We start from the raw sequence: 22,229 nt of genomic DNA, 5'->3' as shown, positions 1-22,229 counted from the left end.
CCTCGTCGTGGGAGAGCCGTCTACTCGGCCGCGGCCACCAGTTCCCGGCAGCGCTTCACGTCCTCGGAGATCTGCTCCAGCAGGGCCTCCAGGGACTCGAACTTCGCCTGGCCGCGGACGAAGGCGAGGAAGTCGACGGCCACGTGCAGGCCGTACAGGTCGAGGCCCACGCGGTCGATGGCGTACGCCTCCACCGTGCGCTCGGTGCCGTCGAACTGCGGGTTCGTGCCGACGGAGATCGCGGCCGGCATCGCCTCGCCCTGGGCGTGCAGCCAGCCGGCGTAGACGCCGTCGGCAGGGATGGCGGTGTGGGGCAGCGTCTCGACGTTGGCGGTCGGGAAGCCCATCTCACGACCGCGCTGGGCGCCGCGCACCACCACGCCCTCCACCCGGTGCGGGCGGCCCAGGATCTCCCCCGCGCCCTCGACGTCGCCCTCGGCGACCAGGCGCCGGGTGAGGGTCGAGGAGAAGGGTTCGCCGCCGCCCGCCTCGCCGGTCACGTACAGGTCGACGATCTCCACCTCGAAGTCGTAGACCCTGCCCTGCTCGACGAGGAACTCGACGTTGCCCGCGGCCTTGTGGCCGAAGCGGAAGTTCGGGCCCTCGACGACCGCCTTGGCGTGCAGCTTGTCGACCAGGACCTTGACGACGAAGTCGGCCGGCGAGAGCTTCGAGAACTCCGTGGTGAAGGGGAGGATCAGGAGCGCGTCCACACCCAGGTCCGCCATCAGCTCGGCGCGGCGGTGGTGCGGGGCCAGCAGCGGCGGGTGGCTGCCGGGGCGGACGACCTCGCTGGGGTGTGGGTCGAAGGTGACCACGACGGAGGGAACGCCCAGTTCACGGGCGCGGTCCACGGCATGCCGGATGATCAGCTGGTGCCCGCGGTGGACCCCGTCGTAGGAACCGATGGTGACGACGCTGCGCCCCCAGTCTTCGGGGATGTCCTCCAAGCCACGCCAGCGCTGCACTGTGACCGCTCCTCGAACCCGTGTCCGTGTCTACCGACCTCTTACGCAGGTCTAAGGGTGCCATGCCGGGCGCGCCCCGCCCGCATCGGCATGGGGGCTGTGACTCGACGCACGTGACGGCCCGGCCTCAGGCCGGTACTCGTACGCCCGACAGGTTCTCGAGCATCCGGCGGGTGCTGGGGCCCACCACCGCCGCCCAGGCCTTCGGGGCGTCGGTCAGCCAGCCCGTCATCCGCTCTGCGAAGCCGGGGACGTGCCGGCCGAGGTCGACCAGGCCGCGGTCGAAGCGGGCCGCGCCGTCCGGGGTGCGCACGAGGAGAAGGCCGGTGCGGTGGACGAGATCACAGGTGTCGTCGCCGGAGCGGTGGGCCGTGGCGTGCAGGAAGGCGTCCAGGACGGCGGGGTCGTGTTCGTGGGCCAGCAAGAACTCCAGGAGTTCACGGCGCAGGGGGCCGGAGGCGGGGGCGCCGGGAGCAGCGAGCAGGGCGGCGAGGGCGGCCCGCACCTCCACCGGGCCGCCGTCGAGGAGGCCGGTGACCAGAGGCAGGAGCACGGCCCGGGCCGCCGGTCCCTGGTCCAGGCGGCGATCGACGTACGCGGCCACGTCGGCGGCGATCTCCGGGCGCTGCTGCACGGCCTCCCGGACGAGGGCGGCGACCCTTCGGGCGAGCGGGGGCGTGGTGACGTCTGCGAGTGTCCGCAGCGCCGCCCCGGCGTCCGGCCCGCGCAGCCGGTCGCGGAAGGCGTCGAGGACCGGCTCCGGGTGGGTCGTCAGCGCGGGCACCAGTGCGCTCGGCGGGAACTGCGGGTCGCCGTCCGCGAAGTGCCGCAGCGCCTGCGGAAGATGACGGGCACGCGTGCGTGGATCCCGTACCAGGAGGGCGAGCGCACCGCCGTGCAGGGCGCGGTCGGCGGGGCGGGCTAGCAGGGCGAGCGCCGCGTACCGCAGCAGCTCGCGGTCGGCCTCCGTACCGACATGGGGTGCCGCGCGCAGACCGTACGCCAGCGCCGCCACCCGCCGGGCCGCCCGCTCGTCGTGCGCCCACCGGTCGACGGCCCGGCAGACCGCGGACGGCTCGTCCTGCGCCAGTACGGCGAGCAGCTCGTCGGCCCGCCGGTGCGCACTCTCGACGAGCACTTCGGTCAGCTCGTCCAGGGCGAGATGCCGATGGGTGTGCAGCAGGGCCTGCGCGGCCTTCGCCACGGTCGCGTGGGGGGTCGCGGGCAGCGGGCGGTCGTCCTCGAACCATTGGGTGAGGAGGGCTTGTACGGCGGTGGGGTCGGCGGCGAGGAGACGGGAGACGGCGTCGAGGAAGCGGGGACCGGTGTCCTGCGGGGGGCCGTCGGCGAGGAGGAGGTCGCGCAGGAGGTCGAAGCGCTCGGCCTGCGGGAGCGCCAGGGCGGTCCAGAAGTCGGGGGTGAAGGCGGTGGGTGTGTCCGGAATGTCCTGGCGGCGTGCCGCCACGAGCCGGTCGGCGAGCAGGCGCAGCACGGGCAGGTACGGCGTCGCGTCCGGTACCCGCAGCAGGGTCTCGGCGAGGAGGCGGGCGGCCCACCAGGAGTGCGGGTCCGCGTCCAGGGCGTGCGCCAACTCTTCTAGCCGGAGGGCGAGTTGGGGCGCACCCTGCTGACGGGCGAGCAGCAGCAGGGCCTGTACGACGGGGCCGATGCGGTGGTGCGGTACCGGGAGGAGGCGGTCGTCGTCCGGGGCGGGGCGGCGGTGGACCAGGGCGCGCAGGGCCTCGTCGAGGTCGAGGTGCATGCCCTGGATCCAGTCGGCGAGTTCCTCGTGGGCGAAGCGGTAGCCGCTGCCGGCGGGGACGAGGAGGCCCTCGGCGAGGACGGCGGACGCCCAGCCGGTGCCGCCGCCGAGCCTCTCGGGGGCCGGTCCCCACGGGAACACCGCCTCGAACGCCTCCCGGTCCAGCTCGCCCTGCCCGGGGCCGAGGCTGCGGCGCGCGGCCTCGTGGACCTGGCCGGAGACCTTGGCGGCGAGCCGGCGCACGGCGGTGCCGCGCAGGCCGTTCTCGGCGGCCAGTCTGACGGCGATGCGCAGGCACATGAGGTCGAGGTGGGCCGAGAAGACCTCGTTGCGGTCCACACGCGCGTGGGGGGCGTCGGGGAGCGCGGCGCGGACCTCCGAGAGCAGGTGCACGGTGAGGGGGTGCCGGGCGTCGGTGGTCTCCAGTGCGTCTTCGGGGATGCGGTAGCGGGCGCGTGCTCTGCGGGCCTCCTCGTCCTGCAGGTCGCCGAGGCGCAGACAGGGCGGCAGCCCTCCATACGTAGACCCTCCGTATGCAGCCCCCTCGTACAACAGCTCCCCCGGAAACCCCGCCCCCTCCCAGTACTCCTCCCGGCACGCAACCACCAACCGCGCCCCGGCCTCCCGCAGCCAACTCGCCGTCCCCTCGGTCCAGTCGGGCAGGCGGTGGGCCAGGAGCGGCGGCATTTCCTCGGGGCCGTCCAGGAGCAGCAGCAGAGGGCGGTCCGCCGCACCTGCCACGGCGGCCAGGCGACCCGGTGTGATGTCGCCGAGGTCCGTCCCGCCCGCGGACTGCGACGCCTCGACGATGCGGGCCGCGCGGGTCAGCGACCGGCCGGCCGCGTCCGCGACCGATGTGTCGTCGTCCCTCAGGTCGGCGCCGCGCAGCCACAGCGTGGGGGCCGGTTCGGGGCCGCGGTTGCGGCGGGCGGCCAGGGAGGCCAGTTCCGTCGTACGGCCGCTGCCCGGGGCTCCGACGAGGCCGAGGACGGCGGCCGGGCTCCGCGTGAATGCGGCGAACTCCCTTGCCGTAGCCGCCCGTTGGACCGGCTCGACGGAATCGCCCGGCGGGCCGTCCTGCCCCACCGACGTGGCCGTCAGTTCCAGGACACCCGCCAGGTTGAGGTCCACTCCGTACGCGGGCACCGTCGCCGCGTTCTCGGCGAGCAGGTCGGCGAGCGGGCCGCTCGGTGCGGGGAGCAGGGGGACGGCGAAGCCGACGTCGCGGTGGCCGGACTGCAGTGCGGTGCCGAGGACGGCGACGACGGCACCCGTTTCGGAGTCCAGCACCGGTCCCCCGGCCGCGCCACCACCCAGCCGCAGCGCGTCCCGGCCGGCCGTGCCGATCGCCAACTCCAGTGCGTCGTCGAGGAGATGGAAGCGGTCCGTCGCCGCGTACGTCACAGAGGTCGCGCCGAGCACGCGCGCCTCGCGCCAGCATCCGGCGGGGATCCGCACATACGTGCCCGTCTCGACCCGGTCCCGCACGGTGATCGGCAGCGGGTCCACGTCCAGGCCTTCGGTGCGTACGAGGGCCAGGTCCAGGGCGGGCAGCGGAGTCACCGCGTCCGCGGTCACGAGGCAGGTGCGGTCGCCGGCGGCGTGCAGGACGAGCCTGGGCAGGCCGTCGACGGCTTCGTGGCTGGTGATCACGGTGCCGTGGTGGTCGGCCACGAAGCCGGTGCCGCGGGGGCGCCCGGCGAGATCGTGGATACGGACCAGGGCGTCGTCACGGGCGGGTGGCGGTGCCGTGTCAGGGGCGAGCGGCGGGTCCGTGTCACGGGCACGTCCGGCCCGCACACCGTCCGCCGACCGGTGTCCGCCCCCGGTCCGCGGGCCCCGTCCCGCCATGGCCGAACCTCCCCGCCGTACATCTGTGCCCTTGTCTTCGACGTTAGGCGCGGGTTGATCAGCGGGACAGATCGCGCGGTGAACGCGCCCCCTTCCGCTCCCTCGGTTCACTCCGAGCGCCTGCCCGGACGGGTGAACAGACGGGGGTCGGTGGATACACCCTAGGGGTGGGGGAACCGAGGGGGACCGTGGAGCGGCGGCACAACCCCGTGATCGCCGCTCCACGGGCAGGCAGCCCCGGTGCCTCGGTCAGCCGAAGACCGCCAGGCTCTTCGCCTTGCCCTTGTGCTCCTCGACGAGCGCGAGGAAGCAGCCTTCGGGATCGAAGACGGCCACCGGGCCACGACCCGCGTACGTCTCGGGCATCTCCAGCCGTACACCGTTCGTGAGCAGCCGGGCGCGCTTGGCATCCACGTCCCAGCGCGGGAACGCGGCCGCAGCGGCCTCGGCGATCGGCATGACGGTGAGCTCCTGCTGCAACTGGTCCAGCGTCTTGGCGGAGTCCAGCTTGTACGGGCCCACGCGGGTGCGGCGCAGGGCGGTCAAGTGGCCGCCGACGCCGAGATCCGCGCCCAGGTCGCGGGCCAGTGCCCGGATGTAGGTGCCGGAGGAGCAGACGACGGAGACCACCAGGTCCAGCACCGGGGTGCCGTCCTCGGCGACCGCGTCCCGGACGTCGTACACCGCGAAGGAAGAGACGGTGACCGGACGGGCCGGGATCTCGAACTCCTCGCCCTCCCGGGCCCGTTTGTACGAGCGCACACCGTCGATCTTGATGGCGCTGACCTTCGACGGCACCTGCATGATGTCGCCGGTCAGCTTGGCGATCCCGGCGTCGACGGCCTCCCGGGTGACCTTCGAGGCGTCGACCGACCCCGTGATCTCGCCCTCGGCGTCGTCCGTCAGCGTCGTCTGCCCGAGGCGGATCGTCCCCAGGTACTCCTTCTCGGTCAGCGCCAGATGACCGAGCAGCTTGGTGGCCCGCTCGACACCGAGGACGAGCACGCCCGTCGCCATGGGGTCGAGGGTGCCTGCGTGCCCGACGCGGCGGGTGCGGGCGATGCCGCGCATCTTGGCCACCACGTCGTGCGAGGTGAAGCCCGACGGCTTGTCGACCACGACAAGCCCGTCGGGCGTCCGGTTCTTCTGGGTCATTCGGTGCTGTCGTCCTCGTCTTCACCCGGCTTCTTGTACGGGTCCGCGTCACCGGCGTACGTGGCGCCCGCGGAGACCTCGCGCACCTTCTGGTCGGACTGGCGCGCCTTGTCGAGGAGGTCCTCGATGGTGCGCGCGGTGTCCGGCAGGGCGTCCGCGACGAAGGCCAGGGTCGGCGTGAACTTCACGCCCGCCGCGGCGCCGACCGCGGAGCGGAGCACGCCCTTGGCGCTCTCCAGACCGGCGGCCGCGGCCGCCCGCTCCTCGTCGCCCCCGTACACGGTGTAGAAGACGGTCGCCTCCCGCAGGTCACCCGTGACCCGGGTGTCCGTGATGGTGACGTGCGAGCCGAGCCGCGGGTCCTTGATCCCGCGCTGCAGCTTCTGGGCCACCACCTCTCGGATGAGGTCCGCCAGCCTCTTGGCACGCGCGTTGTCGGCCACTGGTCCGTCTCCTTTAAGTGCTTACTTCTTGCTTCAGTCTTCGTCGCTGTGGAGCCTGCGTCGAACCGAGAGCAGTTCAACCTCGGGCCGCCCGGCGACCAGCCGCTCGCAGCGGTCCAGTACGTCGATGAGGTGTCCCGTGTCCCCGGAAACCACCGCGAGACCGATCTCGGCCCTGCGGTGGAGATTCTGACTGCCCGTCTCCGCCACGCTCACCGCGTACTTGCGCTGGAGCTCGGCCACTATCGGACGGACGAGAGAGCGTTTCTCCTTCAGCGAGTGGACGTCGCCGAGGAGCAGATCGAAGGACAGAGTCCCCACATACATGTATGTCCGGATGTCCCGCCGGTTCGGGGTACGGGCGCCGCGCCGACGCCGATACCGGAACCGTACACGCAACGGCCGGGGCCGATCGACGGAATAAGTCCCGCCGACCGGCCCCGATCGCGTGCTGGGATCAGACGCGCGGCTTCTCGCGCATCTCGTACGTCGCGATGACGTCGTCGACCTTGATGTCGTTGAAGTTGCCGAGGTTGATACCGCCCTCGAACCCTTCGCGGATCTCGGTGACGTCGTCCTTGAAGCGACGCAGACCCTCGATGTTGAGGTTCTCCGCGATGACCTTGCCGTCGCGGACCAGGCGCGCCTTGGTGTTGCGCTTGACCTCGCCGGAGCGGATGAGAACACCCGCGATGTTGCCCAGCTTGGACGACTTGAAGACCTCGCGGATCTCCGCCGTACCGAGCTCGACCTCCTCGAACTCCGGCTTGAGCATGCCCTTGAGGGCCGCCTCGATCTCCTCGATCGCCTGGTAGATGACCGAGTAGTAGCGGACGTCCACGCCCTCGCGCTCGGCCATCTGCGCCGCGCGGCCTGCCGCACGGACGTTGAAGCCGATCACGATGGCGTCCGAGCCCATCGCCAGGTCGATGTCCGACTCCGTGACCGCACCGACGCCGCGGTGCAGGACGCGGATGTCGACCTCTTCGCCGACGTCCAGCTGGAGCAGAGAGGACTCGAGCGCCTCGACGGAACCAGAAGCGTCACCCTTGATGATGAGGTTGAGCTGCTGGACCTCGCCGGCCTTGAGCACCTTGTCCAGGTCCTCGAGGGAGACACGGCGCGTGCGCTTGGCGAACGCGGCGTTGCGCTCACGGGCGGCGCGCTTCTCGGCGATCTGACGGGCCGTACGGTCCTCGTCGACCACCAGGAAGTTGTCGCCCGCACCCGGGACGTTGGTCAGGCCCAGGACCTGGACCGGCGTCGAGGGGCCGGCCTCGGCGACGTTGTTGCCGTTGTCGTCGAGCATGGCGCGCACACGGCCGTAGGCGTCGCCCACGACCATCGTGTCGCCGACCCGCAGCGTGCCTCGCTGGACGAGGACCGTCGACACGGCACCGCGGCCGCGGTCGAGACGGGACTCGATCGAGATGCCCTGCGCGTCCTGGTTCGGGTTGGCCCGCAGGTCGAGCGAGGCGTCCGCGGTGAGGACCACGGCCTCCAGCAGGGAGTCGATGTGCAGACCCTGCTTGGCGGAGATGTCGACGAACATCGTGTCGCCGCCGTACTCCTCGGCCACCAGCCCGTACTCGGTGAGCTGACCGCGCACCTTGGTCGGGTCGGCGCCCTCGACGTCGATCTTGTTGACCGCGACGACGATCGGGACGTCGGCCGCCTTGGCGTGGTTGAGCGCCTCGACCGTCTGCGGCATGACGCCGTCGTTGGCCGCGACGACCAGGATCGCGATGTCGGTCGACTTCGCACCACGGGCACGCATGGCGGTGAACGCCTCGTGACCCGGGGTGTCGATGAAGGTGATCTTGCGCTCTTCGTCGTTGACCTCGGTCGCGACCTGGTAGGCACCGATGTGCTGGGTGATGCCGCCGGCCTCGCCCGCGATGACGTTCGTCTTGCGGATGGCGTCGAGCAGTCGGGTCTTTCCGTGGTCGACGTGACCCATGACGGTGACGACCGGCGGACGGACCACGAGGTCCTCCTCGCCGCCCTCGTCCTCGCCGAACTCGATGTCGAAGGACTCGAGCAGCTCGCGGTCCTCCTCCTCGGGGCTGACGATCTGAACCGTGTAGTTCATCTCGTCGGCGAGGAGCTGCAGCGTCTCGTCGGAGACGGACTGCGTGGCCGTGACCATCTCGCCCAGGTTCATCATGACCGCGACGAGCGACGCCGGGTTGGCGTTGATCTTCTCCGCGAAGTCGGTGAGGGAGGCACCGCGCGACAGGCGAATGGACTCGCCGTTGCCGCGAGGCAGCATCACGCCGCCGACCGACGGGGCCTGCATGGCCTCGTACTCCTGGCGCCTCTGCCGCTTCGACTTGCGGCCGCGACGCGCGGGACCGCCGGGACGACCGAAGGCGCCCTGCGTGCCACCACGGCCACCGGGACCGCCGGGACGACCACCGAAGCCGGGACGACCGCCGCCACCGGCGCCGGGACCACCCGGACGACCGGCGAAGCCGCCACCGCCGCCGCCACCGGGACCGCCGGGACGACCGGCGAAGCCGCCGCCACCGCCGCCGCCACCGGGACGACCGGCGAAGCCGCCGCCGCCCGGACGACCGCCGCCACCGCCACCGGGACGACCGCCGCCGCCGGGACCGCGGCCGCCGGGGCCACCGCCGCCGGGACGCGGGCCGGCAGCAGGACGCTGCGGCATCATGCCGGGGTTCGGACGCGGGCCGCCGGGGCCGCCGCCGGGACGGGGACCGCCCTGCGGACGGGGCATGCCGCCCGGAGTCGGACGCTGACCGCCCGGAGCCTGCGGACGGGGACCGCCCGCTGCGCCCTGGGGACGGGGACCACCCTGGCCCTGGCCCTGCGGACGCGGAGCGCCGCCGGGGCCACCCGGGCCGCCGGGACGCGGGGCGCCGCCCGGACGGGGCGCCTGCGGGCGCGCCATGCCGGTGGAGCCACCAGAGGTGAACGGGTTGTTGCCCGGACGGGGACCGGCCGGACGGGCACCGGGACGCGGAGCGCCGCCACCCTGACGCGGACCAGCGGGACGGTCGCCGCGGTCACCACGGCCCTGGCCGCCCTGACCGGGGCCGCCCGGACGGGCGCCCGGACGCGGAGCCTGGCCGGCCGGACGCGGGGCGCCCGGACGCGGGCCGGAGCCCTGGGAGGCCGCCGGTGCGGCGGGAGCCGCCGGCGGTGCCGTGAACTCGGGCGTGGTCGGAGCCGGGGACGCCGGGGCAGGCCGCGGCGCGGGCTTCGGGCCCGGGGTGGGACGGGGGCCGGGAGCGGCCGGTGCGGCGGGAGCCGCGGGCTTCTCGGCGGCGGCCGGCTTGGGGGCCGGCGGGCGCGGGGCGGCCGGACGGGCTGCCTGCGCGGGAGAGGGGGCTGCCGGCCTTGCCGGGGCAGCCTTGCGGGCGGGGGCGGACTTGCCGCCTCCGTTGCCCTGCTGGAGGGCGTCCGTCAACTTACGGACTACGGGCGCTTCGATGGTCGAAGACGCCGAACGGACGAATTCACCGAGTTCTTGGAGCTTGGCCATGACGACCTTGCTCTCAACCCCGAACTCCTTGGCGAGTTCGTATACCCGGACCTTAGCCACTTCGCTCCTTTTAGGTCCGGGTGCGTCCGGACCGTCGCTACTTCATGGGCGTACTCATCGCGTGCTCATCGAGTGCTCATCGCAATCTCGACCTACTTCCAACTCGCGGGGTACCAGGGCCGCACGGAGGTTCCGTACGACGCGTCTTACGGTGTTGCCTGCTCAGCAACTCTCGGACTGCTCGACGTGGTGGCGCAACGCCTTTGTGTCGAGCGGCCCCGGGGCGCGCAACGCCCGCGGGAACGCCCGGCGGCGTACCGCCTGGTCGAGACAGACCAGGGCGGGGTGTACATACGCACCCCGGCCGGGCAGCGTACCGCGATGATCGGGGACGCATTCGTCCTCGATCGCCACGATCCGCAGCAGATCCTTCTTGGCCGCTCGCTGCCTGCACCCCACACAGGTGCGCTCAGGGCATGCGCGGGCTCGCGTCCGGCCAGACACTCTTAAGTCTACCTCCCCGCGGCGACCTCACCCCTTTGGGGCAAGATTCGAACAGCTCCGCGCATACAACTGTCGTGATCCGAACCATGGGCGGCTTGGATCTATTCCCCGCCCTGGTCGCCCGTCTGCTCGGTGTCCGGGCGGATGTCGATCCGCCAGCCCGTGAGCCGGGCCGCGAGCCGGGCATTCTGCCCTTCCTTGCCGATCGCCAGCGACAGCTGGTAGTCCGGCACCGTCACGCGCGCGGAACGGGCCGCGAGGTCCACGACCTCCACCTTGGAGACGCGGGCCGGCGAGAGGGCGTTGGCGACCATCTCGGCCGGGTCGTCCGACCAGTCGACGATGTCGATCTTCTCGCCGTTCAGCTCGCCCATCACGTTGCGCACGCGCCCGCCCATGGGGCCGATGCACGCGCCCTTGGCGTTCAGGCCCGAACGGGTGGACCGTACGGCGATCTTGGTGCGGTGACCGGCCTCGCGGGCGATGGCCGCGATCTCCACCGAACCGTCGGCGATCTCCGGCACCTCCAGGGCGAAGAGCTTCTTCACCAGATTGGGGTGCGTGCGCGACAGGGTGACCGACGGGCCGCGGACGCCCTTCGCCACTCGTACGACGTACGACCGGATCCGCATGCCGTGCGGGTACGTCTCGCCCGGCACCTGCTCCTGCACCGGCAGGATGGCCTCGAGCTTGCCGATGTCCACGAGCACGTTCTTCGGGTCGCGGCCCTGCTGGACCACTCCGGTGACGATGTCGCCCTCGCGCCCGGCGTACTCGCCGAGCGTCGCGTCGTCCTCGGCGTCGCGCAGCCGCTGCAGGATGACCTGCTTGGCGGTGGTGGCGGCGATACGGCCGAAGCCGGACGGGGTGTCGTCGAACTCTCGGGCCTCCTGGCCCTCCTCGAGGTCCTCGGGGTCCTCCTTCGCCCACACCGTCACGTGGCCGGTCTCCCGGTTGAGCTCCACGCGCGCGTGGCGGCGGCTTCCCTCGGTTCGGTGGTAGGCGATGAGGAGGGCCGACTCGATCGCCTCGACCAGCAGGGGGAAGGAGATCTCCTTCTCCCGTACCAAGCCCCGCAGGGCACTCATGTCGATGTCCACGGCTACGCCTCCTCTTCCTTCTTGTCCTTGCGGCTGAACTCGACCTGCACACGCGCCTTCTCGACGTCATCGAAGGCGAGTCTGCGGCTGGTGGCCTTGCGGCCCTTGACTCCGGGCACTTCGAGGTCGAGGCCTTCGTCGTCGACCTTCAGGATCCTGGCGACCAGTTCCCCGCCCTCGGCCAGCTGGAACTTCACCAGCCGGTCGACAGCGCGCACGTAGTGCCGGTGTTCCTTGAGGAGGCGCTCCGCGCCCGGGGTTCCGACCTCGAGGGTGTACTCGCCCTCGCCCATCGCGTCCGACTCGTCGAGCTTCGCCGAGAGCGCGCGGCTCACATCGGCGATCTGGTCCAGGTCGGCACCGGTGTCCGAGTCGACGACCACGCGCAGCACCCGCTTCCGTCCGACGGAGTCCACTGCGATCTCTTCGAGATCCAGGCCCTGGGAGCTGACGAGCGGTTCCAGGAGCTCTCGCAGCCTCTCGCTCTGGGTGGTGCTCATCCGGGTGACTCCTCGGCCGCGTGTGCTGTTGTGGGATGGGTCGCGTGTCTGGTCAAAGGGTATCGGGTCCAGGGGTGTGTTGCCGTCCACGTGTGCCACGGCGACGGCGAGCCCCTGGGGTGGGTCCACGAGCCGGTGACATGAGTCGAGGGTGTTCGCGGGTACCGTGATCAGCGGTGGGCCATCCCCCGCCCGTTTGTTCGTACGACCCCCCGAGGACGTCAGTCGTGCCGTACCCCCCGCCCTTGCGCGCCCTCTCGGGGCCGCGTAGAAGATCTCTGCTTGCCTCGGTCGCCGGCGCTGCCGTGCTGGTGGGCTGTTCGGACGGTTCCGGCGAGTCCGGGGAGAGCACCGGTGGCAGTCCGTCGGTCGCCGAGAAGGCACGTGCGCGTGCGGCGCGGGACAGTGTGGGGCTGGTGGGGCGGTACGACGCCGTGATCGCCGCGCATCCGGCGGTGGCGGAGCGGCTGGGACCGCTGCGGGCGGAGGTCGTGCGGCATGCAGAGGCGTTCGGAGGAACGGCCGCGAAGGCGTCCCCGACGGCGTCCGAGGCCTCTCCCTCCGCACCGGCCGCCGTGCCGGTGAGCGAGAAGGACGCCCTGGCCGGGCTCGCCGCCGCCGAGCGGGCGCTGGCCGACCGCCGTACGACGGCGCTCCTCGACGTGCCGGGCGAGCTGGCGCGGCTGCTGGCCTCGGTGGCGGCGGCCGGGGCGGCGCACGCGTATCTGCTGACGGAGGGCGCGAAGTGAGCGAGAAGCAGGAGCTGAAGGCCCTGCAGGCGGCGCTGGCCGCCGAGCACGCGGCCGTCTACGGCTACGGCGTCGTCGGCGGGCGGATCCGCGAGGGCCGTCGCAGCGAGGCCCGGTCGGCCTACGACGCCCACCGCGCCCGGCGGGACGCGCTGGTGCGCGAGGTGCGGGATCTGGGCGGCAAGCCGGTGGCCGCGGCGGCCGCCTACGCGCTGCCGTTCCCGGTGCCGGACTCGGCCGCGGCGGTGCGGCTCGCCGCCGAGCTGGAGGACCGGGTGGCCGGGGTGTACTCCGACGTCGTACGGGCAACCGGGGGCGAGCGGCGGCGCTCGGCCGCCGAGGCGCTGCGGGAGGCGGCGGTGCGGGCGGTGCGGTGGCGCGGCGAGAGCGTAGCCTTCCCTGGGCTCGCCGAGCGGGCGGCCACCGCCTCGGCCTCGCCGGCACCCACCTCGTAACGCGTACTGGAAGGAACGACTCGCGCATGGCTTTCGAACCGCCGCAGCGTCTGGTCAGGGCGCTCGGTGAGACGGCACCGGGCGGTGACGACTGGCTGGAGAAGCTGCCCGAAGTGACCCAACAGGCCGTTGCGCTACGCGAGTTGACCGTGGAGCGGGTGCAGGTTCCTGGCGGGCGCAGCAGTCTGGTGGTGCTGGTCCGGCGTTCCGACGGCACCCCCGCTGTACTGAAGCTGGCCCCGCCGCGGTGTCGGCCGGAGGCCGAGCGGGCCGCGCTCGCGCACTGGGGCGGGAAGGGTGCCGTACAGCTCCTCGACGGGCCGGTTGTCGAGGGTGTGTTGTTGCTGGAGCGGTTGCATCCGGATGTTTCCGTGCGGTCGTTGCCGGAGGCGAAGGCGTTGTTGGAGGCGGCGGGCACGCTGCGGCGGCTGTGGGTGGAGCCGCCGGGCGAGTACCCCTTCGAGACCGTCGCCGAGCGGACGGGGCGGCAGGCCGAGGCGATGAGGGCGAGCGCCGATGCGGAGATCGCTCCGCTGGTGGACGCCGCGTTGGCTGCGCGTGAGGAGTTGCTGGCGGCGCCACCTGAGCGGCGGTTGCTGCACGGGACGTTCCGGCAGAGCAAGGTGCTGGCCGGGGAGCGGATGCCGTGGCTCGCTGTGGGGCCCGATCCGGTGGTGGGTGAGTGTGCGTTCGATCTGGCGCGGCTGGTGCGGGACCGGGTGGAGGACCTGATCGCCTCGCCCAGCGGGGCGGCCACAACTCGGCGGCGGATCAAGAGACTTGCCGAGTCGCTGGACGTGGATCAGGAGCGGTTGCGGGGGTGGACGTTGTTCCGTGCTGCGGAGTCCGGGGTGCGGGCACTGCGCGTGGGGCGGCCGAAGGACGCGGAGTTGTTGTTGGAGTTTGCCGGGTGGCTGTAGGTCGTGAGTCGCTGATACCGGCGGTCTTACTCCCCCTTCTCGCGTAGTACCGCCCTGGCTCCGTCCTTCCACACCTCCGTCACGTTCGAAGGCAGCGCCTTGAGGTCGTATGCGTCGCCCTGTACGACGACCAGGTCGGCTCGACGGCCCGGCTCCAGGACGCCCAGGTCGTCGTAGCCCAAGAGGCGGGCGGACGAGGAAGTGGTCGCGGCCAGCACCTCGCCCGGGCTCATGCCGCACCCCTCCATCAGCGCGAGTTCGTCCAGGTTGGTGCCGTGCGGGCCGATGCCGCTGTCCGTGCCCATGGCTGTGCGGACGCCCGCCTCGGCTGCGCGGCGGACCGAGTCGGCGTGGACCTCGGCGACCTCCTTCGCCTTGCGGACCATGGCGTCGGGGATCTGGACGCCCGACTCGGCGGCCCGGATCACCGCCATCGGGGCGATCAGCGTGGGGACCAGCCACGTCCCGCGCTCCAGCATCAGGTCGATCGCCTCGTCGTCCAGGTAGATGCCGTGTTCGATGGAGCGGACTCCCGCTCGGACCGCGTTCTTGATGCCCTCTGCGCCCTGCGCGTGAGCCATGACGTAGCGGCCCTGGGCGGTGGCCTCGGCGACCAGGACGTCCAGTTCGGGTGGGGTGAACTGGCTGTGTCCGGGGTCGTCGCGCGGGGAGAGGACACCGCCCGTCGTGCAGACCTTCAACACCTCCGCCCCGGCCCGCAGCAGGGTGCGGGCCGTGCGGCGCATCTCGTCCGGGCCGTCCGCGATTGCGGGCGGGCGGCCCGGGTGGGGTACGGCCAGGCCCGCGCAGTTGCCCGAGGGCATCCAGTTGTCGCCGTGGCCGCCGGTCTGGCTGATCAGGCCGATGGAGATCTGGACGCGGGGGCCGGGGACGAGGCCGTCCTCCACCGCCTGCTTGACGCCCAGATCGGCGCCCGCGGCGTCGCGGACCGTGGTGATGCCTGCTTCGAGGGTGCGGCGCAGGTTCACCGCCGCTTCGAAGAACTGGTACGAGAAGGGCTTCTGCAGGGCTCCGAGGAGGCCGATGCCGTTCAGGGTCAGGTGGACGTGGCAGTCGAACAGGCCCGGGAGGAGGGTGCGGCCCGTGCAGTCCACGTGGGTGTCGCCGTCGAGGTCCGTTCCGACGTCGACTATGCGGCCGTCGGCCACCACCACGTCCGCGGGGGCCGGGTCGGCGCCGGTGCCGTCGAAGACCAGGCCGCCGGCGAAGACCGTACGGAGTCCTTCCTCGCTCACACGGTCACCGCCACCGGCTCGTCCGATTCAGGGGTTGCACTGCGGGTCAGCAGCCGCTCGGCGAGCGCCGCCGCGGCCAGCACGACCAGGTTGGCGGCCAGGCCCACCAGGCCGACGTTGACGTTCCCCGTCAGGCCCTTCTGCCAGAACGTCAGCCAGATAACGGCCAGTTCGCCGACGAACAGGCCGGCCAGGACGGGCACCTTGCCCACCGGGCGGCGGGCCAGGAAGCCGAGGGCGATGGCGGGGGCCAGCTGGACCGTGCCGCTGTAGGTGAGCAGGAGGAGGTTGGCCAGCAGGTCCGGGCGGAAGATGGCCAGCAACAGGGACAGGCCGCAGGCCGCCACCACTGTGCCGTGGTTGATCCAGAACTGCTTCCGCTCGCTCCTCACCCGTGCGATGTTGCGGGCCACCAGCGACGAGATGCCGATCAGGATGCCCGCCGCCGGGACCATCGCCGTCGCGATCGCCGCGACCACCACCAGGCCTGTGGCCCAGGACGGCAGCACCTGCTTGCTCAGGGTCAGGAGGATGCCGTTCGCCGGGGTACCCGGCTTGAGGACCAGTACGGCGGCGAAGCCGACGATGATCGGCATCAGCAGGCAGAGTTCGTACAGCGGCATCCAGGTGTAGTTGCGGCGCAGGACCTTGGGGTCGCGGGCCGACATCACGGCGGGCCAGGCGTGCGGGAGGCACATCAGGCCCACGCCGATCGCGCTGACCAGCATGCTCGTGGTGAACCAGACGTGGTCGGCGGGGCCGGAGTGGATGGTCAGCAGCTGGGGGTGGAGTTCGTCGATGCGGTGGAACATCGCCGTCACGCCGCCGGTGAAGTGGGCGGGGACGGCGACCAGCAGCACGGCGAGGACGGCCAGCATCACCACGTCCTTGAAGTACGACGTCATCGCTACGCCGTGCAGGCCCGCCCACAGGACGAAGGCCACGACCAGTGCACAGCCGATGATCATGCTGAGCGTGCCGGAGGTGGAGTCGCCGGTGACCAGCTGCACGATCAGCCCCAGGCCGGTGATCTGGAGTTGGAGGTACGGCAGCACGAAGACGACGCCGAGGACGGCCGCGACCGTGCCGAGCAGTTTGCTGTCGTAGCGGTCCTCCAGGTAGTCGCCCTGGGTGAGGTAGCCGCGTTCCTTGCCGAGCGACCACAGGCGCTTGGCGAGGAAGAACAGCACCATGTAGCCGATGGGGACGTACGGGAGGGCGTAGAGGGCGGCGACTCCGCCGCTGAAGGCGAGGCCCGCCATGCCGAGGAAGGTGAAGGTGGTGAACACCTCGCCGGCCTGCAGGAACCACATGCTGATCGCGCCGAAGTTCCTTCCCCCCACGGCCCATTCGGACAGGTCGGCGGCGGGCTTGCGGCGGCCGACGAAGCCGAGGACGCCGATCAGCACGATGCCGGTGAAGGTCATGACCAGGATCGTGCTCACTTCTCCGCCTCCTCACGGGTCATCAGACGCTCCGTCAGGAGGAGGGCGGGCGTACACATCACGCACCAGACCGCGCCCCACACGAGCATCCGGGGGAGGCCGAACCACAGTCCGTCGGTGTTGACGAACGGCAGGAAGGGCATGAGGACCAGTCCCAGCGCGGGTATGGCGGGAATCAGGTGGTAGGGGCGCACTACGCCTCCTTGGAAGGACGGTCGAGGCGGCGGACCGCGAGTTCGGCGAGCAACGCGGCGCCGTCGGCGAGCACGCTGTCGTCGAAGGCGGCGAGCGGGGAGTGGTTGGTGGGTGCGGTCTCCGGGTCGCCGGTGGCGTCGGCGCCGAGGAAGACGAAGGCGCCCGGGACCCGGTCGAGGACCCGGGAGAAGTCCTCCGAGCCGGTGATCGGGTCGGCCATCGGCTCGAAGCGCTCCTCGCCGAAGGCCTCGCGGACGGTGTCGGCGAGGAAGTCGTACTCGGCGGCGTGGTTGACGGTGACCGGGTATTCGGGGACGAAGTCGACCTCGGCGGTCAGGCCGTGGGCGGTGGCAATGTCCTGGCAGAGGCGTACGGCGACCTCGGCGGCGCGCTCCGCGGCGGCGGCGCTGAACGTCCGTACCGTCGCCTCGAAGACCGCGTCGTCCGGGATGATGTTGCGCCGGGTCCCGGCGTGGAAGGTGCCGACGGTGACCACGACCGGGTCGAAGACGTCGAAGCGCCGGGTGACCATCGTCTGCAGCGCGGTGACCATCTCGCAGGCCGCCTGGATCGGGTCGAGGGCGTCTTGCGGCCGGGAGCCGTGCCCGCCCGCGCCGACCACGCGCACGTGCAGACCCGCCGAGGCCGCCATGACCGTGCCGGGGCGGCAGGTGAAGACGCCGGTGGGGTACGACGACGAGCTGACGTGCAGCCCGTACGCGGCGTCGACCGGACGGCCCGCCGCATCCAGCACGCCCTCCTCGACCATGTGACCGGCGCCGTCCCAGCCCTCCTCCCCCGGCTGGAACATGAACACCACGTCCCCGGCGAGGCTTTCGCGCCGGTCGGCGAGGAGCCGGGCGGCGCCGACCAGACCGGCGGTGTGCAGGTCGTGGCCGCAGGCGTGCATGGCGCCGTCGATCAGGGAGGCGTAGTCGGCGCCGGTACGTTCGGTGACCGGCAGGGCGTCCATGTCGCCGCGCAGCAGTACGACGGGACCCGACCGGGCGCCGGGTGCGCCGCCGCGCAGGACCGCGGTGACCGAGGACAGCGAGCTGCCGGTGCTGGTCTCCAGCGGCAGTCCGTCCAGTGCGGCCAGCACCTTCTCCTGGGTGCGCGGCAGGTGCAGGCCGATCTCCGGTTCCCGGTGCAACGCCCGGCGCAGGACGGCCAGTTCGCCCTGGAGCTCATGCGCATCGTCTCGCAGACTCATCCCTCTCCCCTCACCTGTGCACCACGTGTTGCGTGTACTGCCCACGTGACCGGCAATCATGAGAGAGCAGCGCAGTGTCGCGCGGAAATTGGCGGAATACGCCGCCCAGAGGCTCCGAATCCGAAGGATCCGCCATGCTGTCCGAAACCGACCTCGCTCTGGTCAACGCGCTGCAGGTGCAACCCCGCGCTTCCTGGTCCCTGATCGGCAGGGCGCTGGGGGTCGGCCCGGTGACGGTGGCGCGGCACTGGGAGCGGCTGGTCGAGCGGCGGGAGGCGTGGCTGACCGCGTATCCGGGCTCGGCCGTCGGGGAGCGGCTCGTCTTCGCCTTCGTGCAGGTGGACTGCGCGCCCGGCGAGGCGATGCGGGTGGCCCGTACGGTGGCGGCGGATCCGTGTCTCACCGCCGTCGACCATGTGGCGGGGCCCTGCGACCTGGTGCTGCATCTGGTGGCGTCGAGTCTGGAGGCGGCGTCGCGGTATGTCGTGGACCGGCTGGCCGGGCTGCCGGGAGTGGCGGCGACCCGGACGCTGGTCGCGCCCCGCATGTACGCCGAGGGCAGTCGCTGGCAGGTGCGGGCGATCTCCCGTGAGCAGCGCGGGACGCTTGCTGTTGCGCGGCCCTCGCCGGGGATGGCGCCCCGGTTCGGCTCACTGGACCGGGCCCTGCTCCTGGCGCTCGGGGAGAACGCGCGGGCCACGCATGCGGAGCTGGCTTCGCGGCTCGGGGTCGGTGCGAGTACCGTGCGGCGGCATTTGAGCGCGGCTCTGGCGGGTGGGGTGATCCGGTTGCGGTGTGAGATCGCGCGGTCGTTGTCGCCTGCGCCGGTGACGATGTTGTTGTGGTTGCGGGTGCCGCCGGATCAACTGGAGCGGGCTGCACGGACGTTGGGGCGGTTTCCTGAGGTGCGGATGTGTGCGGCGGTCAGTGGGGCGGCGAATCTGTTGGTGGGGGTGTGGTTGCGGTCGCCTGCGGATGCGGTGTCTCTGGAGAGCGAGATGGTCGGCAAGCTGTCTCGGCTGGAGATTGTGGATCGGGCGGTTACGTTGCGGCCGGTCAAGCTGGGTGGGTGTCTGCTGGATGAGTGGGGGCGGATTTCGGGGCGGGTGCCTATGGATTTCTGGGCGGATGTCTAGGACGGGACAGCTCGGGGGTGTGGGTTGTTTTCGGGCTGCGTGTGTGTGGGGGGGTGATCGCGCAGTTCCCCGCGCCCCCGGGTATGTCACCCAGCCGTCAGTTTCAGGGCCAGGACCGGGCAGTCTGCTGCTGCTCTGCGGGCTCGTTTCAGTGTGCGGGACGGGATGGGAGTGTCGTCGACCAGGGGGTAGCCCCACTCGTCCAGGGTGATGTGTTCCGGCAGGAGCTCCGCGCAGAGGCCGTGGCCCTGGCAGGACGTCCAGTCGATGTCGATTCGCTGGTCCATGTCAGTGCTCCTGAGGTACGGGCAGCAGGGGCGTGCGGTCGGTCGCCGTGCACAACCCCCGTGAGTGGGCGTCGAGTTCGGGGGCGAAGGTGGTCAGGGCGCTGCGCACCAGGCGGATCGTGCCGTCCGGGTGGTGGCACGCGCCTCGGCCCTCGACCAGGCCCGCCCAGCGGCCGACGTCGGTGCGGTTGGTGCCCTGGGGGCCGGGGGTGGCCAGGGTGTGGAAGGCGGCCGCCATGCGGGGCAGGCCGTTGAGGCAGGGGCCGCACTGGCCCGCCGACTGGAGGGCCAAGTAGCGCAGGACTCGCGCGGTTTCGGCGAGGCCGCAGCGGGTGGTGGGGAGCGCGGCCACGACTCCGGCGCCCATTGTCGTGGCGTCCAGCGGGAGTTGGGCCGCCTCCGCGGCCGGGAGCCAGGTGCCGTGGTAGCCGCCGAGCAGGACGGCCGACATGCCGTCGAGGGGGACGATCCGGTGCAGCGGCACGCCGAACGGGGCCTCCACGACCCGCGGTTCATGTCCCGGCACATGCACCGTGCACAGGGCGCTGCCCGGCTGCGCCGGCGTCCCGGCGGTGCGGAACCAGTCGGCACCGTAGCGGGCGACGAGTGCCAGGTGCGCCAGGGTCTCCACGTTCTGGACGAGGGTGGGGGCCTTGCGCACCCCGCGTTCGCGCACCGGCGGGTTCTGGTACGCGGGCAGCGCGGCGCCTCCGCCGACGTACTGGGCGAGGGCCGAGGCCTGCCCGGACAGGAACCGCTTCGGCAGTCGTACGACCTGGACGGCGACCGGATCGTTGCGGCGGGCGAGAGCGGATTCGAGGTAGGAGGCACCGTCCTCGACGGCGAGATGCGCCTGCGCCGCGCCGACCGCCCGGGCGGCCACCTGGATTCCGTCGAGGACGAGGTGGGGCGAGAGGCCCAGCAGCGTCCTGTCCTTGCGGCTCGCGGGCTCGCCCTCGGCGCCGTTGGCGACGACGACCGGGGCGCGGCCGGTGCGGCGGCCGGCCCCGGCGACCGCGGCCAGCTTGCGGTGCACGGGGAACGCCGCTCCCCCGCGCCCGGAGAGTCCGGACTCGGCGACGGATCTCAGGAGGGTGTCCGGATCGCCGTACGACAGTGGGCCGTAACGCTGTTCATGGGTGGGGAGGTCGGCCGGGGTGCCGCCGGGGGCGAGCAGGCGCGGGGACATGTACAGGTCGGGGAAGGTCGCGGTCATGAGCGGACTCCTTCGGCCGTGCGGAGAAGGGCGGCGGGGGTGCGGCGGGATGCGCGGGCGGAGTGCGCCACGCGGATGCCTCCGCCGGTGAGGACGGCGGCCACGCAGGCGATGGTCAGCCAGGTCATCCAGTCGGCGCCGGTGTCCGTGCCGATGCCGATGCCGTGGATCAGGGCGACGGGCCAGGAGGCGTACGCCAGCCAGTGGATCGCGCGCCAGGTGCGGTGGCCCATCCGGGCGCGAAGCAGGCTGGTGATCAGTACCGCCAGCATCAGGTCGAGGGCGACGGTCCCCAGGCCGAGCCAGAGGGGCTGGTAGTCGGAGACGAACGGGACCAGGGCGTCCAGGACGGTGATGTCGACATAGCTGTCGATCACCGCCACCGCGATGTGCAGGGCCAGGAAGGCCGTGGCGGAGAGGGACAGGGTGCGGTGGAGGCTGACCGTGCCGAAGCGAGGCAGGCCTGGGATCCTGCCGCGGAGCTTCACGGCGAAGCCGAGCAGGACGACGACGGTGAAGAGGACGAGGCAGACGGCGCCGGTGGCCCGGTTCGCGTACCAGAGGGTTTCGGAGGTCATGCGGCTGACTCCCGGTGGGGGCCGGTCACGCCCCTTGGGTTCGTGGGCCAGCCCGGAGTCCTCATGACCAGGCCCTCTTGGCTCACCAGGCGTGCAGGCAGCCCCATCCGCGTCAGCCACCGCTCCGCCCCCGCGCCCTTCACCAGGGCCGCCGTGGTCGCCGCGTTGGCGTCGGCGCAGGTGGTGGCGGCGACCGAGACCGTGCGCCACGGGGAGCGGACGGGGAGGCCGGTGCGGGGGTCGACGATGTGGTGGAGGTCGTGGCCGCTGCGGCGCCAGTTACGGGCGGCCGTGCCCGAGGTGGCGAGGCCTCCGCTGTGCAGGCCGACCATGGCGTACGGGCCCTGCGCGGGCGTCTCGCCCACCGAGCCGGTGACGTCCTGGACGCGGATCTGCCAGCCGTCGGCCGGGGGCTCGCCCGCGACGGCCGTGTCGCCGCCGAGGCTCACGAGGACTCCGCAGCCGGACGCCTCCGCGAGCATCGCGGCGGCCTTGTCGGCGGCCCAGGCCTTGGCCGTGGCGCCCAGGTCGAGGCGGACACCGGCCGGGACGGTGACCGTGCCCGTCGCGCGGTCGAGCGTGACGGTGCGCCAGCCCGGGGCCCGCTTCACGGTGAGCCGTACCGGGCGGTCGTCCTCCTGGACGAGGGTGAAGTCGCGGTCGTAGCCGATCGCGTCCATCGCCGAGCCGACCGTGGGGTCCACGGCTCCGTCGGTCGCCTCGGCCGCGCCCAGGGCGACCGCGAGGGCCTCCGCGAGCAGCGGGCTGACCCGGACCGGGCGGCCCGCCGTCTCGTCGAGCGCGGCCAGTTCCGAGTCCGCGCGGAAACGGCTGCAGGCCGCGTCGACCTCGGCGAGATGCCGGGCGAGGAGCAGGTTGCAGGAGTCCAGCAGGGCGGGGTCGGTGACCACCAGGCGGACCGTGGTGCCGAGAGCACGCCACTCGGTGGCGGCCGTGGTGCGGGTCTTCAGCAGCGCGCTCATCA

The 22,229-nt window shown here is 72.2% G+C and carries 21 protein-coding genes; 4 read left to right on the top strand and 17 right to left on the bottom strand.

The window, feature by feature from the left end:
• Positions 1–20: 20 nt before the first annotated feature.
• The 9 genes from ACFY1L_RS33985 to rimP form a co-directional block, all read right to left on the bottom strand.
• Positions 21–968 (bottom strand): bifunctional riboflavin kinase/FAD synthetase, encoded by a 948-nt coding sequence (locus tag ACFY1L_RS33985; RefSeq protein WP_388832698.1) that lies wholly within the window; start codon positions 966–968, stop codon positions 21–23.
• 127 nt (positions 969–1,095) lie between these two features.
• The gene (locus tag ACFY1L_RS33980; RefSeq protein WP_388832696.1) at positions 1,096–4,581 is read right to left on the bottom strand and encodes a trypsin-like peptidase domain-containing protein; all 3,486 of its coding nucleotides are present in this window, start codon (positions 4,579–4,581) and stop codon (positions 1,096–1,098) included.
• Between the two features lie 249 nt (positions 4,582–4,830).
• Entirely contained in the window at positions 4,831–5,736 is a 906-nt protein-coding gene (truB, locus tag ACFY1L_RS33975; protein WP_388832693.1) for a tRNA pseudouridine(55) synthase TruB, read from the bottom strand.
• The gene (rbfA, locus tag ACFY1L_RS33970) at positions 5,733–6,179 is read right to left on the bottom strand and encodes a 30S ribosome-binding factor RbfA (protein WP_388832691.1); all 447 of its coding nucleotides are present in this window, start codon (positions 6,177–6,179) and stop codon (positions 5,733–5,735) included. The genes truB and rbfA overlap by 4 nt, the downstream gene beginning before the upstream one ends.
• Before the next feature lie 33 nt (positions 6,180–6,212).
• A complete protein-coding gene (locus tag ACFY1L_RS33965) occupies positions 6,213–6,506 on the bottom strand; it encodes a DUF503 domain-containing protein (RefSeq protein ID WP_388832688.1) in 294 nt (97 codons plus the stop codon).
• A 130-nt stretch (positions 6,507–6,636) separates the two neighbouring features.
• Positions 6,637–9,750: a translation initiation factor IF-2 gene (gene infB / locus ACFY1L_RS33960; RefSeq protein WP_388832685.1), complete on the bottom strand. Its 3,114-nt coding sequence runs from the start codon at positions 9,748–9,750 to the stop codon at positions 6,637–6,639.
• Positions 9,751–9,912: 162 nt separating this feature from the next.
• Positions 9,913–10,194 carry a YlxR family protein gene (locus ACFY1L_RS33955; protein WP_361270498.1) on the bottom strand — a complete coding sequence of 94 codons (282 nt, stop codon included), beginning with the start codon at positions 10,192–10,194 and terminating at the stop codon, positions 9,913–9,915.
• A 101-nt stretch (positions 10,195–10,295) separates the two neighbouring features.
• Positions 10,296–11,294, bottom strand: a complete 999-nt coding sequence (gene nusA, locus ACFY1L_RS33950; protein ID WP_388832681.1) for a transcription termination factor NusA — start codon at positions 11,292–11,294, stop codon at positions 10,296–10,298.
• A 2-nt stretch (positions 11,295–11,296) separates the two neighbouring features.
• Positions 11,297–11,794 (bottom strand): ribosome maturation factor RimP, encoded by a 498-nt coding sequence (rimP, locus tag ACFY1L_RS33945; RefSeq protein ID WP_388832678.1) that lies wholly within the window; start codon positions 11,792–11,794, stop codon positions 11,297–11,299.
• A gap of 227 nt (positions 11,795–12,021) precedes the next feature.
• On the opposite strand from rimP, the gene ACFY1L_RS33940 reads away from it, so the two are divergent.
• The 3 genes from ACFY1L_RS33940 to ACFY1L_RS33930 are packed head-to-tail and all read left to right on the top strand — an operon-like array spanning position 12,022 to position 13,918.
• On the top strand, positions 12,022–12,543 hold the full coding sequence (locus tag ACFY1L_RS33940; protein ID WP_388832675.1) for a hypothetical protein: 522 nt from the start codon (positions 12,022–12,024) through the stop codon (positions 12,541–12,543).
• Complete coding sequence (locus tag ACFY1L_RS33935) at positions 12,540–12,998, top strand: ferritin-like domain-containing protein (RefSeq protein ID WP_388832672.1); 459 nt, start codon at positions 12,540–12,542, stop codon at positions 12,996–12,998. The genes ACFY1L_RS33940 and ACFY1L_RS33935 overlap by 4 nt, the downstream gene beginning before the upstream one ends.
• 26 nt (positions 12,999–13,024) lie before the next feature.
• Entirely contained in the window at positions 13,025–13,918 is an 894-nt protein-coding gene (locus ACFY1L_RS33930) for an aminoglycoside phosphotransferase family protein (RefSeq protein WP_388832669.1), read from the top strand.
• 26 nt (positions 13,919–13,944) lie between these two features.
• On the opposite strand, the gene ACFY1L_RS33925 is transcribed toward ACFY1L_RS33930, so the two are convergent.
• From ACFY1L_RS33925 to ACFY1L_RS33910, 4 genes are read right to left on the bottom strand one after another with little or no spacing between them, the layout of a single operon-like run.
• Entirely contained in the window at positions 13,945–15,174 is a 1,230-nt protein-coding gene (locus ACFY1L_RS33925; RefSeq protein ID WP_388832667.1) for an amidohydrolase family protein, read from the bottom strand.
• A complete protein-coding gene (locus tag ACFY1L_RS33920; RefSeq protein WP_388832664.1) occupies positions 15,171–16,619 on the bottom strand; it encodes a sodium:solute symporter in 1,449 nt (482 codons plus the stop codon). Before ACFY1L_RS33920 ends, ACFY1L_RS33925 begins: the two co-directional genes overlap by 4 nt.
• On the bottom strand, positions 16,616–16,813 hold the full coding sequence (locus ACFY1L_RS33915; RefSeq protein ID WP_388832661.1) for a hypothetical protein: 198 nt from the start codon (positions 16,811–16,813) through the stop codon (positions 16,616–16,618). Before ACFY1L_RS33915 ends, ACFY1L_RS33920 begins: the two co-directional genes overlap by 4 nt.
• The gene (locus ACFY1L_RS33910; RefSeq protein ID WP_388832659.1) at positions 16,813–18,027 is read right to left on the bottom strand and encodes a M20 family metallopeptidase; all 1,215 of its coding nucleotides are present in this window, start codon (positions 18,025–18,027) and stop codon (positions 16,813–16,815) included. Before ACFY1L_RS33910 ends, ACFY1L_RS33915 begins: the two co-directional genes overlap by 1 nt.
• A 134-nt stretch (positions 18,028–18,161) precedes the next feature.
• On the opposite strand from ACFY1L_RS33910, the gene ACFY1L_RS33905 reads away from it, so the two are divergent.
• Complete coding sequence (locus tag ACFY1L_RS33905; RefSeq protein WP_388832656.1) at positions 18,162–19,163, top strand: Lrp/AsnC family transcriptional regulator; 1,002 nt, start codon at positions 18,162–18,164, stop codon at positions 19,161–19,163.
• Between the two features lie 86 nt (positions 19,164–19,249).
• On the opposite strand, the gene ACFY1L_RS33900 is transcribed toward ACFY1L_RS33905, so the two are convergent.
• Genes ACFY1L_RS33900 through ACFY1L_RS33885 form a run of 4 tightly spaced genes read right to left on the bottom strand, consistent with a single transcriptional unit; the run spans position 19,250 to position 22,227 of the window.
• Positions 19,250–19,450, bottom strand: coding sequence for a ferredoxin (locus tag ACFY1L_RS33900; protein ID WP_388832653.1), 201 nt, complete (start codon positions 19,448–19,450; stop codon positions 19,250–19,252).
• A 1-nt stretch (position 19,451) separates the two neighbouring features.
• The gene (locus ACFY1L_RS33895) at positions 19,452–20,666 is read right to left on the bottom strand and encodes an NADH-ubiquinone oxidoreductase-F iron-sulfur binding region domain-containing protein (RefSeq protein WP_388832650.1); all 1,215 of its coding nucleotides are present in this window, start codon (positions 20,664–20,666) and stop codon (positions 19,452–19,454) included.
• Positions 20,663–21,244 carry a ferric reductase-like transmembrane domain-containing protein gene (locus ACFY1L_RS33890; protein ID WP_388832647.1) on the bottom strand — a complete coding sequence of 194 codons (582 nt, stop codon included), beginning with the start codon at positions 21,242–21,244 and terminating at the stop codon, positions 20,663–20,665. The genes ACFY1L_RS33895 and ACFY1L_RS33890 overlap by 4 nt, the downstream gene beginning before the upstream one ends.
• Positions 21,241–22,227, bottom strand: a complete 987-nt coding sequence (locus ACFY1L_RS33885; RefSeq protein ID WP_388832644.1) for an FAD:protein FMN transferase — start codon at positions 22,225–22,227, stop codon at positions 21,241–21,243. Before ACFY1L_RS33885 ends, ACFY1L_RS33890 begins: the two co-directional genes overlap by 4 nt.
• Positions 22,228–22,229: the final 2 nt, after the last annotated feature.

Origin of the sequence: Streptomyces sp. NPDC001663, assembly GCF_042893105.1 — a bacterium.
Classification (GTDB): Bacteria; Actinomycetota; Actinomycetes; order Streptomycetales; family Streptomycetaceae; genus Streptomyces.
The sequence above is the reverse complement of the archived record's forward strand: the minus strand, read 5'-3'. Positions and strand labels throughout refer to the sequence as shown.